The organism is Streptomyces sp. NPDC048254 (assembly GCF_043201895.1).
In the GTDB taxonomy this organism is placed as follows: Bacteria; Actinomycetota; Actinomycetes; order Streptomycetales; family Streptomycetaceae; genus Streptomyces.
In genome coordinates, this window is record NZ_JBICZJ010000005.1 from 1 (window position 1) to 13,792 (window position 13,792).

10 protein-coding genes and 1 pseudogene are annotated in these 13,792 nt (G+C 72.7%); 3 read left to right on the plus strand and 8 right to left on the minus strand.

What is annotated here, in order from left to right; genetic code table 11:
- Nucleotides 1-186: 186 nt before the first annotated feature.
- Nucleotides 187-1,023, minus strand: a complete 837-nt coding sequence (locus ACGFZQ_RS15365) for a hypothetical protein (protein ID WP_393840792.1) — start codon at nucleotides 1,021-1,023, stop codon at nucleotides 187-189.
- Nucleotides 1,024-1,701: 678 nt separating this feature from the next.
- On the opposite strand from ACGFZQ_RS15365, the pseudogene ACGFZQ_RS15370 reads away from it, so the two are divergent.
- The 3 genes and pseudogenes from ACGFZQ_RS15370 to ACGFZQ_RS15380 all read left to right on the plus strand — a co-directional run.
- Nucleotides 1,702-2,169: pseudogene (locus tag ACGFZQ_RS15370) on the plus strand (carbohydrate binding domain-containing protein); the annotation flags it as partial.
- A gap of 318 nt (nucleotides 2,170-2,487) precedes the next feature.
- Nucleotides 2,488-3,021 (plus strand): TetR/AcrR family transcriptional regulator, encoded by a 534-nt coding sequence (locus ACGFZQ_RS15375; protein WP_351729884.1) that lies wholly within the window; start codon nucleotides 2,488-2,490, stop codon nucleotides 3,019-3,021.
- 31 nt (nucleotides 3,022-3,052) lie between these two features.
- On the plus strand, nucleotides 3,053-4,081 hold the full coding sequence (locus ACGFZQ_RS15380; protein WP_393840793.1) for an ABC transporter substrate-binding protein: 1,029 nt from the start codon (nucleotides 3,053-3,055) through the stop codon (nucleotides 4,079-4,081).
- Here the strand turns inward: ACGFZQ_RS15380 and ACGFZQ_RS15385 are convergent.
- The 7 genes from ACGFZQ_RS15385 to ACGFZQ_RS15415 form a co-directional block, all read right to left on the minus strand.
- Nucleotides 3,979-6,213 (minus strand): SWIM zinc finger family protein, encoded by a 2,235-nt coding sequence (locus ACGFZQ_RS15385; RefSeq protein WP_393840794.1) that lies wholly within the window; start codon nucleotides 6,211-6,213, stop codon nucleotides 3,979-3,981. The two genes, ACGFZQ_RS15380 and ACGFZQ_RS15385, sit on opposite strands and share 103 nt — an antisense overlap.
- Nucleotides 6,210-9,017, minus strand: a complete 2,808-nt coding sequence (locus ACGFZQ_RS15390) for an SNF2-related protein (protein WP_393840795.1) — start codon at nucleotides 9,015-9,017, stop codon at nucleotides 6,210-6,212. Before ACGFZQ_RS15390 ends, ACGFZQ_RS15385 begins: the two co-directional genes overlap by 4 nt.
- Before the next feature lie 97 nt (nucleotides 9,018-9,114).
- Nucleotides 9,115-9,696 (minus strand): sugar kinase, encoded by a 582-nt coding sequence (locus tag ACGFZQ_RS15395; RefSeq protein ID WP_393840796.1) that lies wholly within the window; start codon nucleotides 9,694-9,696, stop codon nucleotides 9,115-9,117.
- The gene (locus tag ACGFZQ_RS15400; RefSeq protein WP_359225227.1) at nucleotides 9,693-10,838 is read right to left on the minus strand and encodes an ROK family glucokinase; all 1,146 of its coding nucleotides are present in this window, start codon (nucleotides 10,836-10,838) and stop codon (nucleotides 9,693-9,695) included. Before ACGFZQ_RS15400 ends, ACGFZQ_RS15395 begins: the two co-directional genes overlap by 4 nt.
- A gap of 130 nt (nucleotides 10,839-10,968) precedes the next feature.
- The gene (locus ACGFZQ_RS15405) at nucleotides 10,969-11,736 is read right to left on the minus strand and encodes an ATP-binding cassette domain-containing protein (RefSeq protein ID WP_393840797.1); all 768 of its coding nucleotides are present in this window, start codon (nucleotides 11,734-11,736) and stop codon (nucleotides 10,969-10,971) included.
- Nucleotides 11,733-12,773: an ABC transporter permease gene (locus ACGFZQ_RS15410; RefSeq protein ID WP_393840798.1), complete on the minus strand. Its 1,041-nt coding sequence runs from the start codon at nucleotides 12,771-12,773 to the stop codon at nucleotides 11,733-11,735. Before ACGFZQ_RS15410 ends, ACGFZQ_RS15405 begins: the two co-directional genes overlap by 4 nt.
- Complete coding sequence (locus tag ACGFZQ_RS15415) at nucleotides 12,770-13,774, minus strand: sugar ABC transporter substrate-binding protein (RefSeq protein WP_393840799.1); 1,005 nt, start codon at nucleotides 13,772-13,774, stop codon at nucleotides 12,770-12,772. Before ACGFZQ_RS15415 ends, ACGFZQ_RS15410 begins: the two co-directional genes overlap by 4 nt.
- Nucleotides 13,775-13,792 lie beyond the last annotated feature (18 nt).

A 13,792-nucleotide genomic window follows, 5' to 3' on the forward strand; every position in this document is an offset into this window, starting at 1 on the left:
AACTCACCCCGGAGCCGTTCCACTTCCCCCAGCCTCATACCAAGACGATGCCCACTACCAGGCGAGATCACCCGACGTAACGAAGCACTACTAGGGCCTGTCCGGCGGATCATGCCGCAGACGCGGGGCTCACCTGGGTTGATGAGGCGCCGTTGCCTTCCTGCGACTTGATCCGCCGGACAGGCCCTAACCGAGCTTCCGCAGCACCTCGGCGACGGTGGCCCGGTAGGTCCGCAGCGCCTGCAGCCCGGCGGCGTAGCGGTCGCGGTGTCGGGTGATGTCCACGGCCTGCTGCTGCGCCCGTACGGCGTGCCAGAGCTCGGCCGTATGGTGGCGGCGCTTGCAGGTGACGTCCGCGACGGCGGTGGCCCGCTCCCGCTCCGTATGCCGGGTGTTGCCGTCACTGCTCCGGCGTTGCCAGGCGGTGTCCGCGTACGCCGCGACGGGGTCGGGATAGCGCGTGAATCCTTGTTCCGCCACGCAGCGGGACCACACGTCCCAGGCCGCGCGGAGGCGCGGGTCGCGCTTGACCGCCTTGTCGACCTCAGCCGCCCGTGTACTCGCGTAGAGCCAGTCCCGCTTCACGTCGATGCCGCGCAGCAGCCGCCGGCTCGCCTCGGCGTTGCAGGCGGGGAAGTCCGCGAACTCGGCGTTGGTCATCCGACGGCCCTTCGGCCGGAGGTCCGGGGACTTGGCCGGGTCCCAGCCGTAGCCCCAGCGGCGGGCGGTGGCGAGATCCAGGGCACCGTAGTCGGTGCTGACCGCGGTGGCGACGATGGGGTCGGTGGGATAGCGGGGGTCGAGCGGGAAGTCCCGGTGACCGCGCTCCGCCATGCACTGCCGGACCAGCAACGCCGATGCCCGCTGCGATCGTTGGTGGTCCTGCGACGTGTAGTCGTAGCGGTCGTCCGGCAGGGGGCCGAGGTCCGACGCCGTGCTGATGACCTCCGGACGCCCGGGACCGGAGACGCAGATCGCCGCCAGCACCGCCACGACACCCAGTCGCCACCCCCGCCTCGTCATGCGAAGGGATGCTAGCGGGCGACGCGCAGCGGTCGGCCACGGCCCCCAGCACCCGTCCACGCACGCCAGGACTTCAAGTGACAGGACTTCAAGTGACAGAAGGCGCCTGCGGCGGCACGTCTGAGCTGCGGTCTATCAGGGACGTAAGGCTGTCCCTGATCTCACGGATGCCGAGCGCGGCTTCTCCGGGTGCGGTCCGGCTGAACCTCCGGAGCGGGCGTTGCGTATGAGTTCCGAGGGACAGCCCTGGTCTCTGCCACGGGACGGAAGGAGAGCACCGTGCCCACACCGCCCGCGCCCGAAGCGCCGGACGACGGCACCGCGCTGGAGCCCATCCGCGTGCTGCGCATGCGCAACACCGACGCGCTGGCCCAGCTGCTCGACGACATACGCCAGGACAAGGACTACCGCGGCCACCCGACCGTGGCCACACCCGTCCCACACACCCCGACCGACGGCGAGACGGAGGAACTCCCGCCCGTCCCCGGCGGCAAGACGCGGGAACTACCCGCACCCGACGGCGACACCCGCCCGCGGCGTCCCGTAGACCGCCCGCGCCTGGGGCCAGGACAGCGCCGGGCGGCCGCGGCGATCGGGGTCGCCGCGGCGGCCGTCGCCGGCCTCGGCTGCTCCCTCCTGATCCCCAGCCCTACGGCGGCCACCCCGACCGCGCCTCCGGCGAGCGCGTCGGCCGCCCCGACGTCAGCCGCCCCGACATCGGCCGCCCCGAGCGCGGCCGAGGCTGCCGACGCCCTGACCAACCCTGGCTTCGAGTCGGGCGGCCTCTCCCCGTGGAGCTGCGCCGGCCACCCGGGCTCGATCGTCTCCTCACCCGTCCACACGGGCTCCAAAGCCCTCCAGGGGAGGGTGAGTTCGAGCGACACCGCGCAGTGCAACCAGACCGTCGCGGTACGGCCGGACACCACCTACTCACTCAGCGGCTGGGTCCGCGGCTCCAACGTCTACCTGGGCGTGAACGGCGGCGCATCCACCTGGACCACGTCCCCGGCCGGATACAGCCCGCTGACCGTCTCCTTCACCACAGGCGCCTCCCAGACCAGCGCGACGATCTACGTGCACGGCTGGTACGCACAGGGCAGCTACTACGCCGACGACATCACCCTGAACGCGACCGATGGCGGCGGTCACACCTAGAGCCTGTCATCAAGTGATCCTGCGTGTTGGATCACGGACGGGTGATACTGCGCCATGAACTGTCCTGCGCCGACGGGTCGGTCGGGCAACCGACACCGCGTTCGATATCGGGGCCCCGGTCACGTGGTCACGTACGCTGAGTGACGACGGCGCCGGGGCCGACGAACCGGCGGGCCGGATACAGGAAGCCCGGTCAGCCTCCCGGAACCAGGGGGCGACGCGGTCGCCGGTCGACAGGAGGGCAGTACGCTGAGCGGCCGGATCGACCCGCGCATCACCCGGACCACCCAGGCCTTCGAGCAGGCCATCGTGGAACTCGCCTCGGAGCGGCCGGTCTCCCAGATCAGCGTCGCCGAGCTGGCCGACCGCGCCGGGGTCACCCGCGCGACCTTCTACAACCGCTACAGCACTCCGCTGGAACTGCTCATCCAGGTCCTCGACGCCGACCTGGACCGTGGTCACCGCCTGGAGGACGAGCGGGCGGAGGACGGGCACTCGGCTGCCGAGCTGCTGCGCCTGACCACAGCGGAAGTGGGCAACCACGTCGAACGGTTCCGGGCGATCTACCGGCTCTCCCTCGACGATCCGGCGGACAGCGGAGTCTACGAGGCGCTCGTACGCCACTTCAGCGAGTACGCCCTGGCGTTCCTGGCACGCGGTGACCGCTCGGCGCGTCCCGACGCCAACCCCCAGGTGATCGCCCAGTTCATGGCTCACGGCTTCGCCGGTGCCATCAAGGCGTGGCTCCGCGACCCTTCGGTCACCAAGGACGACATGGTCGACGCGGCCGTCGCGTGCGCTCCCGCGTGGTGGGCGCCCGGGTATCTCCCGCGTTCGTCCTGACCCGGGCGCGGGCCCCCTTCCCGTGATCGTGGTGCAGTGTCACCACACGGCGGCCGGATCCACCGCTGCGGCCGGCCGGCTCGTCGCCGCACCCGAGGTGTACGCCGTGATCGGCGCCGGCACGAACACGGCCGTGCCCGCCGCCGTCCCGGTGTGCACCGAGGCCGGGGTGTGCCTGCTGATCACCCGCGCCGACACCGACGCGATCGACGTCACCAACACGACCAGCTCCCTGATCCTGCGCTCCACCCGCACCCCTGGCCCCGGCTCCCTGGTGAAGTACCTCAACCGGGTCGTCAAGCCCGCCCGGACCGTCGTCGTCCACGATCTCACCGACGCCGAGGAGGGCGAGGCCACCCTCCGTGCCATCACCGTGTACCGGACGCTGGAGGTCGGCACCGTCCACGCCACCGAGGTGGCCAAGGGCGACGGCTTCACCGATGTCGCCCATGACCTCGCCGCCCACCCGGACACGGCGGTGATCTTCGCGGGCGGCATCCCCGACCGCGCCGCCGCCTGCGCCAAGGCCCTCACGGCGGCCGGGCACCGGGGAGTACGCGGGGGCGACGAGCACATCCTCGGTACCTCCTTCCTCAAGGCGGGCACGGGCTGGTGGATCAGCACGGGCTACTGCGACGCGGCCACCGATCCGAGAACCCGCGCCTTCGCCGCCGCCTACCGGAGCCGCTACCGCACCGCTCCCCCGCCCTGGGCGGCCGAGGCGTACGACGCCGTCCGCTATGCCGCCCACGGGATCGCCGCGCCCGGCGGCGACCAACGCGTGTCGCTGCGCGCGGAGTTGCTGCGCGAGCCGTGGCAGGGGATCACCCGCCGGTACAGCTACGAGAGCCAGACCCAGTACCTGGAGACCGGCCAGGACGGCGGCTGGTTCCTCTACCGGGTGGACGGTGCCAAGGCCCGGTTCGTGGCCCGGCACGACGACATCGGCAAGAACCTTCAGAGGTCCTCCGGCGCCCCCAGTCCCGTGAGCGCGCCCACCGGGTCCAGGTCGGGGGTGCCTCTGGGCCACCAGTCGTCCTGGCCCGGTTCGGACTCGTAGGCGTACCACAGGCCGTCGCGGCCCAGCCGGAGCTGGACATGGGCGCCGGGGTGGGTCAGGTGGTTGCGCCAGGGCCGGAAGGCCGGGAGGTCGGCGGCCAGGAGCAGGGGTCTGGCCCGGTCGAAACGGCCGGCCGGTGGATCCCAGGGCTCCTCCAGCACGGCCAGTCCCTCCGGGCCGCCCTGCCGCCAGGCGGCGACCGCGCGGGCCAGGTCGCCCGGGGTACGGCCGACGGCGTCCGCGAGGGAGGCGTAGAGGGCGCGGGTGGACGCGGTCAGGCCGGAACCGGGGCGGGCCGCGGCGAGGCGCACCGCGTCCTGCCAGAGGGTCAGTTCACCGACCGGGTCACGGCCGGTGGCGAGCAGGGTGTGGGCTCGGGCGGCGGCGTCCGTGGCGAGCTGGTCCAGCGTGAAAGGGTCGGGTCCCCCGGGCACGCCCGGGTACACCGGAGGCTGCTCGGGATGCGGCGGAACCTGCAACGGGGGCGGCAGCGGCGGGAGTTGACGCGGCACCAGGGCCTCGGTGGCACGGACGCCGGGCAGGGCGGCCGGCTGCCGCTCCCGGGCCGCGCGGGCGGCGTTGCGCCGGGACAGCGCGTCGAGGACCTCGCGCTCCCCCTGGCCGCGCAGCAGAAGCAGCACGAACGGATCGGCGTCCAGCAGCCGCGCGGTCTGGTAGCAGAGGGCGGCCGCGTGCTTGCAGGGATGACCGAAGTCCGGGCAACTGCAACGGGGTTCGAGCTCGCCCGGCCCCGGCAGCAAGGGCACCCCGCTCTCGGCGAGGGCCTGCGGCAGCTCCTTGTCGAGCAACGCGGCGATGTCCCCGGGCCGGTCGGCGGCGGCCTCCAGGAACCGCTCCCACTCGTCCGCGCCGAAGGTACGCAACCGCACCTGCACGCGATACGGCCGTGGCCGGCTCCCCTGCACATACGCCAGGACCAGCCCCGGCGTCACGGTGATCGCGTCCACATGCCCCTGCTCGGCATAACTCCGCCCCCGCGCGAGCCGCTTCACGTCCAGCGCCCCCTCCTCCAACGCCCGAACCCAGGCGTTCCCCCACCAGGTCTCGGCGAAGTCCGCCCCGGCGCCACCGGCCTGGGAGGCGAGGGCGGGGAAGGAAGGAAACGTCCGGCGGAGTTCGGTGTCGCGGTGGGGGGTGCCCATGGTGCGGGGCAGGCGGGACGTGGCGGGAAGGGCCGCCGCCTCCGGTCGGCCGGAAGCCGTGGTGGGCACGGGGGTGTGCGGGTCCGGGTCGCCGGGGGGCTCGGCAGGTGCGAAGCCGGCCGGCCATGGCCGTCCGGAAGCCACGGCAGACGCAGCGGCCGTCGACTCCGGGTGCTCGGAAACTGCGGCAGACGCAGAGGTCGCCGGCCGCGGACGGCCGGAAGCCTCGGCAGACACCGACACCGTCGGCTCCCCGCGGTCGGAAGGCGTGTCAGGTGTGGAGGCGGTCGGCTGTGGACGGCCGGAGGCCGCGGCGGGAGTCGGGTGCGGGTGGCCCGGGGGTGTGGCGGGCGTGGAGGGGGTGGGGTCCGTTTCGTAGTGCTGCGGTGGGGTGCGGTACGCCTCGTCTTCGTCGAGGTGTTCCGTCGGGGTTCCCTGATCCGCCAGGGCGTCGGGCCGCACCGGCTCAGGCTCCTCCTTCGGCATCCTGAACGCGGTCGCCAGGTACTGCTTCAGGTCACGGGCGGTGCGACCGCGACCCGTCTCCGCCGCGGCCGGCGACGCTAGCCGGCGCGCTCCGCGAGCCGGGGACCCTTCCGAGGCCTCCGCCGCGGCCGCCTCGGCCCGCCGTGCCTCCGCGCGGGCCGCGCGCAGCGCCTCGCGCGCGACGTCGGCGGGGCGGCCACCCGGACGAACGGCACCGGCGTCCGCCGGGCCCGCGTCGGCCTCGGCCTCGGGATCCCGTGGCTCCGCCTCCTTCGCCGCCGAAGCCGCCCGCAGCGCCAGCCGCGCCGCGTCACCCGGCCTCGTCACCCGCTCCTCGGCCGCGTCCGCCCCCGGCGAGGCGGATCCTTCGGACCGCGCCTCGGCCGGCACCCCCTCGTCGCCCCCGGTCTCCGCACCGCGCCCCCGCGCCGCCCGCAGCGCTTGGCGGGCCGCATCGCCCGGCCGCTGCTCGTCCCCGCTCATGACGTCCTCCGCAGCGACACCAGGTCGGACAGCTCACGGTCCGTCAGTTCGGTCAGGGCGGACTCGCCGGAGCCCAGGATCGCGTCGGCGAGGGCACGCTTGGCCTCCAGCATCTCGGCGATGCGGTCCTCCACCGTGCCCTCGGTGACCAGGCGGTGGACCTGGACGGGCTGGGTCTGGCCGATGCGGTAGGCGCGGTCGGTGGCCTGTTCCTCCACCGCCGGGTTCCACCAGCGGTCGAAGTGGACGACATGGCCCGCGCGGGTGAGGTTGAGGCCGGTGCCCGCGGCCTTCAGGGAGAGGACGAGGACCGGGGTCGCGCCGGCCTGGAAGCGGTCCACCATGCGCTCGCGCTCCGGTACCGGTGTGCCGCCGTGGAGAAGGTCGACGGGAACCGCGCGGGCCTGGAGGTGCGCGGTGATCATGCGGGCCATGCCGACGTACTGCGTGAAGACGAGCGCCGAGCCGTCCTCGGTGAGCACGGTGTCCAACAGCTCGTCGAGCAGGGCGAGTTTGCCGGAGCGGGCGGCCAGGCCCTCGATACGGGACTCCTCCTTGAGATACAGCCCGGGGTGGTCGCAGATCTGCTTCAGGGCGCCGAGGAGCTTGAGCACCAGCCCGCGGCGCGCGATGCCGTCCGCCGTCTCGATGGCGAGCAGCGACTCGCGCACCACCGCCTCGTACAGCGCGGCCTGCTCGCGGGTGAGCGGGACGGGGTGGTCGGTCTCCGTCTTCGGCGGGAGTTCGGGGACGATGCCGGGGTCGGACTTCTTGCGGCGCAGCAGGAACGGACGGACCAGGCGGGCAAGGCGGGTCACCGCCTCCCGGTCCTCGCCGTTCTCGACGGCGCGCGCGTGCCGGGCGCGGAAGGATTTCAGCGGGCCGAGGAGTCCGGGGGTGGTCCAGTCGAGCAGGGCCCAGAGTTCGGAGAGGTTGTTCTCCACGGGGGTGCCGGTGAGGGCCACGCGTGCGGGGGTCGGGATGGTGCGCAGCGCCTTGGCGGTGGCCGAGTAGGGGTTCTTGACGTGCTGTGCCTCGTCGGCGACGACCATGCCCCAGGGCTGGTCGGCGAGCCTGGCCGCGGTGGCGCGCAGGGTGCCGTACGTGGTGAGGACGAAGCCGCCGTCCAGGCCGTCCAGGGTGCGGTCGGGACCGTGGAAGCGGCGGACCGGGACGCCGGGCGCGAACCGGGCGATCTCCCGCTGCCAGTTGCCCAGCAGCGAGGCGGGGCAGACCACCAGGGTCGGTTCGGTGCGGGCCCGCTTGAGGTGCAGGGCGATGACGGTGATCGTCTTGCCGAGGCCCATGTCGTCGGCGAGGCAGCCGCCGAGGCCGAGGGAGGTCATGAGGTCGAGCCAGGCCAGGCCACGCAGCTGGTAGTCGCGCAGGGTGGCCCGCAGGGCGGCGGGCGGCTCGGCGGGCTGGATGCCGGCCGTGAGGCGGTCGCGCAGGGCCGCGAGGAGGCCGACGGGGACCGCCTCGACGCTCTCGCCGTCCACCTCGGCCTCGCCGGTGAGCGCCACGGAGAGCGCGTCGACCGGGTCGAGCAGGCCCAGTTCGCGCTTGCGGGCCTTGCGGACCAGGGCCGGGTCGACGAGCACCCAGCGGTCCCGCAGCCGTACGACCGGGCGGTGGGCCTCGGCGAGCGCGTCCATCTCGGCGTCGCTGAGCGGGTCCCCGCCGAGCGCCAGCTGCCAGCGGAACTGGAGCAGTTCCTCGCCCTCGAAGAAGCCCGTGCCGTCGGTCGCCGAACCGGGGGCGGAGCGGATCACGGCGGCCGCGGTGAGGTCCTGGGCCAGGTCCCGGGGCCAGTGCACGGCGACCCCGGCCGCCGCCAGCCGGGTCGCGGCCACCCCGAGCAGATCGCCCAGCTCCTCCTCGGAGAGGGCGAGCACGTCCGGCACGTCCTGCTCGGCCAGCCGGTCCAGCGGCGGCCACACCCGCGCGGCCCGGCGTACGGCCAGCGCCGCGTCCACGCGCGCGCGGGGACCGAAGGCGGCATCGGACTGCCCCGCCCACAGCGCCGCCGCGTCGGTCACCAGGGTGGGGTCGGCCAGGCTGTGCACCTGGACGATCGCCGCTCCGGCGCGGTGCGCTCCCTCGCCGTCGTCGAAGAGGTCGTAGGCCGACAGGTCGAGGCGGAGCGAGATCCGCACGCCCGCGTCCATGCCGGCGGCGACCTCGGCGGCCCACTCCTGGGCGTCGGGCAGCCGCCGGCCCTCGTGGGCGGCGAACGGCCTGCCCGAGGTGTGCGGGGCGGCCGGGGTGCGGGGCAGGGTGTCGGCGACCGCGTCCAGGAAGGAGCGGATCAGCGCCTCCGGCTGGGGCAGCCGGAGCGGACCGGGGCCGGGCAGCGGGACGGCGTGGCCCTCGGCGGGCAGGGCGGCGGCCACCGCGCGCAGGTGGGCGATGTCGGCGGCCTCCAGGGGGCCGGCCCGCCAGGCGTCGTACCCGGCCGCGGTCAGGCCGGGCAGCAGGCGGCCCCGGGCGGCGAGCCGCAGCGCGTGCTGGGCGGCGGCGCCCCAGCAGGCGGTGGCGGGGTGGGCGGCCGGGTCGCGGCGGGCCCGGACGAGCAGCGGGAGGGCCTCGCCGAGCGGCAGGGTCAGCGCGGGCACCTGCCGGCGGCGGACACCGGCGCCGTGCCGTCGTACGACCGTCAGGTCCTCGGTCGCGGCGGTGGGCAGCGGGTCGCCGTCCGGGTCCCAGAAGGCGATGCGGCCCTGGCGCGGGAGGTCGGCGGGCAGGTAGACCGCCGCCAGGCGCAGGGGGACGCCGTCAGGTGTCTCGGTCACCGTGCCGCTCATACGTTCTGCCACCTCCCGCCCACATGTCGGATCAGACGTCTTCGACTGTACGGGCGGGGTCTGACAATCGGCCCCGGCGACCGGCCGGGGGCCGTCCCTACGGCACTGTGCGGGAGACGACGTAGATCATCGGGTAGTTCGGGTCGGCCGTGTTCACGACCACGTCCTGGGTGGGCGCCGGGTTCTTCTGCTTGTGCGTCAGGCCCGACCAGGGGCCGGGGCCGGTGAACTTCCAGCCGGTGATCTTCTGGTCGCGGGAGCTGATGCTGATGTCGTTCTTCTTGAGTGCGTCCCGGTTGACGCCCATGCCCTCCAGGAAGCTGTCCAGTCCGGCGCTGTTGGTGCGGAACTGGACGTAGAGACGGCTGGTCTTCCAGTTGTTCGTCTCGTAGTACGCGATCCGGTCGGCCGGGTGCGGGACCGGCACCTGGTAGAGGCGCCGCTGCACCTTCGACGGCCAGCCCTCGGTGAGGCCGGTCGCCGAGTACTTCGACTCCTTGTCCTTGCCGCTGTTGCGGCTCTGGGCGGCGGAGATCACCAGGTAGCCGGCCGGTACGCCGATGAGCAGCCCGATGATCAGCAACGTGAGCGCCCGGCGGCGGGCCTTGTGCCCGGGGGTCTCGGGCGGGCGGCGCGGTTCCTCCGGGGACGCGGCCTGGCGGGGCAGCGAAGCGGTCATGCGGTGTCCCGGGTACGGCGGGCCTCCGCGTACCGCTCGTAACGCTCGTACCGCTCGACCCGGCGCCGATTGGCACGCCGGAACCGGCGGGCGACGAGGCGGGCGAGGTCGGCGGCGCCGACCATGCCGGCCTCGGGGCCCAGCTGGGCGCGGGCGATCCGGGCCTCGGGGCGGTAGCCGCGGCCGGTCAGCTGGCGTTTGAACGCGTCCCGGGCGGGGCCGATCAGCAGGTCGTCGGCGGCGCTCACGCCCCCGCCGATGACGAAGCAGGACGGGTCGAGAGCGGCGGCGAGGTTGGCGATGCCGACGCCGAGCCACTGGCCGATGTCCTGGAGCAGCTCGATGCACATCGCGTCGCCCTCGCGGGCCAGCTCGGTGATCATCGGGCCGGAGATCTCGTCGATGTTGCCCTTGACGTGCTCGATGATCCCGTAGGCCACCGGGGAGTCGGCGGCGGCCAGCTCCTTGGCCTCGCGGACCAGCGCGTTGCCGGAGCTGTACTGCTCCCAGCAGCCGCGGTTGCCGCACGGGCAGCGGTGGCCGCCGGGCACGACCTGCATGTGGCCGAACTCGCCGGCGACGCCGTACTTGCCGCGCTTGACCTGGCCGTCCTCCAGGATCGCGCCGCCGATGCCGGTGCCGAGCGTGATCATGACCAGGTGGTCCTCGCCGCGGCCGGCGCCGAACCGCCACTCGGCCCAGGCGGCGGCGTTGGCGTCGTTGTCGACCAGGACGGGCACGGCGAGCCGGCCGGCGAGGCGGTCGCGCAGCGGTTCGTTCCGCCAGGAGAGGTGGGGGGCGAACAGCACGCGGTTGCGGTCGGCGTCGACCCAGCCGGCCGCGCCGATGCCGACGGCATGCACGTCGTGCCGGTCGGACAGGTCCAGGACCAGCTCGACGATCGTGTCCTCGACGACCTTGGGGCTCTTGGACTTGTCCGGGGTCTCCGTGCGGAGCTTCTCCAGGATGTTGCCGTCGGCGTCCACGACGCCCGCCATGACCTTGGTGCCGCCGATGTCGATGCCGACGGTGGGGACACGGGGGGCGGTCAGGTGGGACCGGCGCTCCCGTGTGCCGACCGTTCGCAGGACGGGGGCTCGGCGGGAGCCTATGGGGGCGGTGAGGTCGCGGTAGGTGCTCATCGGGCTTGATTCTGCCGTACGCGTGCGTGTAGTGCCGTTCGGGGGAGATAAGCACCGTTGCCAGGTGCGGCCGCGTGGGGCTGGGCGCGCCCACGCGGCGGAGCCGCATATCGATACAGCCCCGCGCCCCTTACCGGCGCCGCAGCTCGTGGCGTAGAGCGTCCAGGTCGCTTCCGCCTGCCATCTGGCCGGTCAGTTCTTCGAGTGTCATCTCGTCACGTGAGTAGCTCCCCACCATCGTGCCCCTCCTCAACAGCACGAACCGGTCCCCCACCAAGTACGCGTGATGCGGATTGTGGGTGATCAACACGACACCGAGGCCCTGGTCGCGTGCCGCTGCCACGTATTTCAGGACCACACCGGACTGCTTCACTCCCAGTGCCGCCGTCGGCTCGTCCAGGACCAGGACCTTCGCGCCGAAGTGGACGGCCCTCGCGATCGCCACGCACTGGCGTTCGCCGCCCGACAGGGTGCCGATGGGCTGGTCGACGTCCCGGAGGTCGATGCCCATGCGGAGGAGTTCGGCGCGGGTGGTGCGGCGCATGAAGTCGACGTCCAGCCGCTTGAGCACACGGCCCTTGCGGGGTTCCGAGCCAAGGAAGAAGTTGCGCCACACCGGCATCAGCGGCACGACCGCCAGGTCCTGGTAGACCGTGGCGATGCCCCGGTCCAGGGCCTCGCGCGGAGAGGTGAGCGTCGTCTCCTCGCCGTCGACGACGAGCGTGCCGCCGTCGTGCCGGTGCAGGCCCGCGACGATCTTGATCAGGGTGGACTTGCCGGCCCCGTTGTCGCCGAGGACGCAGGTGATCTCGCCCGCGTGGACCTCCAGGGAGACCCCTTCCAGGGCGCGGACGGTGCCGTACTGCTTGCTGACGTCGGTCAGCCGGACGAGGGTCATGCGGTGGCCTCCGCGCGCTTGCGGACCCAGGTGTTGAGCAGGGTCGCGAGGAGCAGCATCGCTCCGAGGAAGAACTTGAACCAGTCGGGGTTCCACTCGGCGAAGACGATGCCCTTGCTGGTCATGCCGAAGATGAGCGCCCCGACCGCCGAGCCGACCGCGCTGCCGTAGCCGCCGGTGATCAGGCAGCCGCCGATGACGGCCGCGATGATGTAGATCAGCTCGTTGCCGACGCCCTCGCCGGACTGGACGGCGTCGTACGAGAAGAGCAGGTGCTGGCCGGAGATCCAGGCGCCGAGCGCCACGCCCATGTAGAGGCCGATCTTGGTCTTGGCTACGGGGACGCCGACCGCGCGGGCCGCGTCCTGGTTGCCGCCCACGGCGAAGATCCAGTTGCCGGCGCGGGTGCGCAGCAGGATCCAGGAGGCGATCGCGACCAGGACGAGCCACCAGAGGATCGTGATCTTGAAGTCCACGCCGCCGACGGTGAGCGTTGAGGCGAAGACCGCGCGGGCGGACGAAAAGCCCTCCATGTCGGCGATCGTCTTGGTGGAGACCGTGCCGTCGATCAGTTTGGTGAGGCCCAGGTTCATGCCGGTGAGCATCAGGAAGGTGCCCAGGGTGACGATGAAGCTGGGCAGCCTGGTGCGGGTGAGCACGAAGCCGTTGAAGGCGCCGATGGCCAGGCTCACGAGGAGCGAGACCCCTACGCCCACCCAGGTGTTCGCCGTCATCTGGTAGCTGAACATCGAGGAGATCAGCGCGGAGGACGTCACCAGGACGCCCGCGGAGAGGTCGAACTCGCCGCCGATCATCAGCAGCGCCACCGGTACGGCCATGATGCCGATCGTCGAGGAGGCGTAGAGGACCGTGCTGATGCTGGACGCGCGCAGGAAGCCGTCCGCGGCCAAGGCGAAGAAGAGGAGGACGGCGACCGCGCCGACGACCGAGCCCAGCTCCGGACAGGAGAGGAGTTTCCGCAGCGGAGAGGTCTGCAGAATCCTTTCGTCAAGTGTGGGTTCCAAGGTGGCGCTCATCGGGTGCCCCGCTCGGTGTACTTCGCCAGCGCGGGCGCCTGGTCCTTGGTGATGATCTGCGGGCCGGTGAGCACCGGCTGCCCGCCGCCGAGGACGTCGCCGTTGTACTTGTAGAGCCACAGCAGGTCGACCGCCTGGTAGCCCTGGAGGTACGGCTGCTGGTCCACGGCGAAGCCGAGGGTGCCGTCCTTGAGCTCGGCGGCGACCTTGGCGTTGAGGTCGAAGGTGTCGACCTCGGCCGTGCTGCCCGCGTCCGTCCTGGCCTTCACGGCGGTGTCGGCGTACGGCGCCCCGAGCGTGACGACCGCGTCGATCGACCGGTCGGCCTGGAGCTTCGCCTCGATCGAGGACTGCACGTCGGGCATGTTGGTGCCGTTGACGTAGAGGTTCTCGACCTCGCCGTCGAAGTTCTCGGCGACGCCCGCGCAGCGCTGCTCGTGGCCGACGTTGCCCTGCTCGTGCAGGATGCACAGAGCCTTCTTCCTGCCGCGCTTGTTCAGCTCGTCGCCGACCGCCCGGCCGGCGATGGTCTCGTCCTGGCCGATGTGCGCGAGGGCGCCGAAGGCCTTGGACTCCGCGGAGCCGGAGTTCACGGTGATCACCGGGATGCCGGCCTTCTCGGCGCGGGCCACGGCCGCCTTGAGGGCGTCGGGCTTGGCAAGGGTGACGATGATGCCGTCGACCTTCTTGTCGACCGCCGCGTCCACGAGCTGCGCCTGCTGCTGTGCCTCGTCGTCGTGCGAGTACAGGAAGTTGATGTTGTCCTTGCGGGCGGCCTGCTTCGCACCGCTCTGCACGATGTCCCAGAAGGTGTCGCCGTCACCCGAGTGAGTGATCATCGCGAAGGTCCAGCGGGGGGTGTTCACCGCCGCTGTCCCCTGGGCCGCCGCGGCGTTCCGGGCGTCCTCCGCCCGCTTGCCGCCGGTACTGCTGCATCCGGCGAGGGTGACGCTGAGCGCCCCCGCCACCGCGATGCCCACCCAGGTCCGAAACCGTGCCACGAGGCCGTGCCCTTCTTG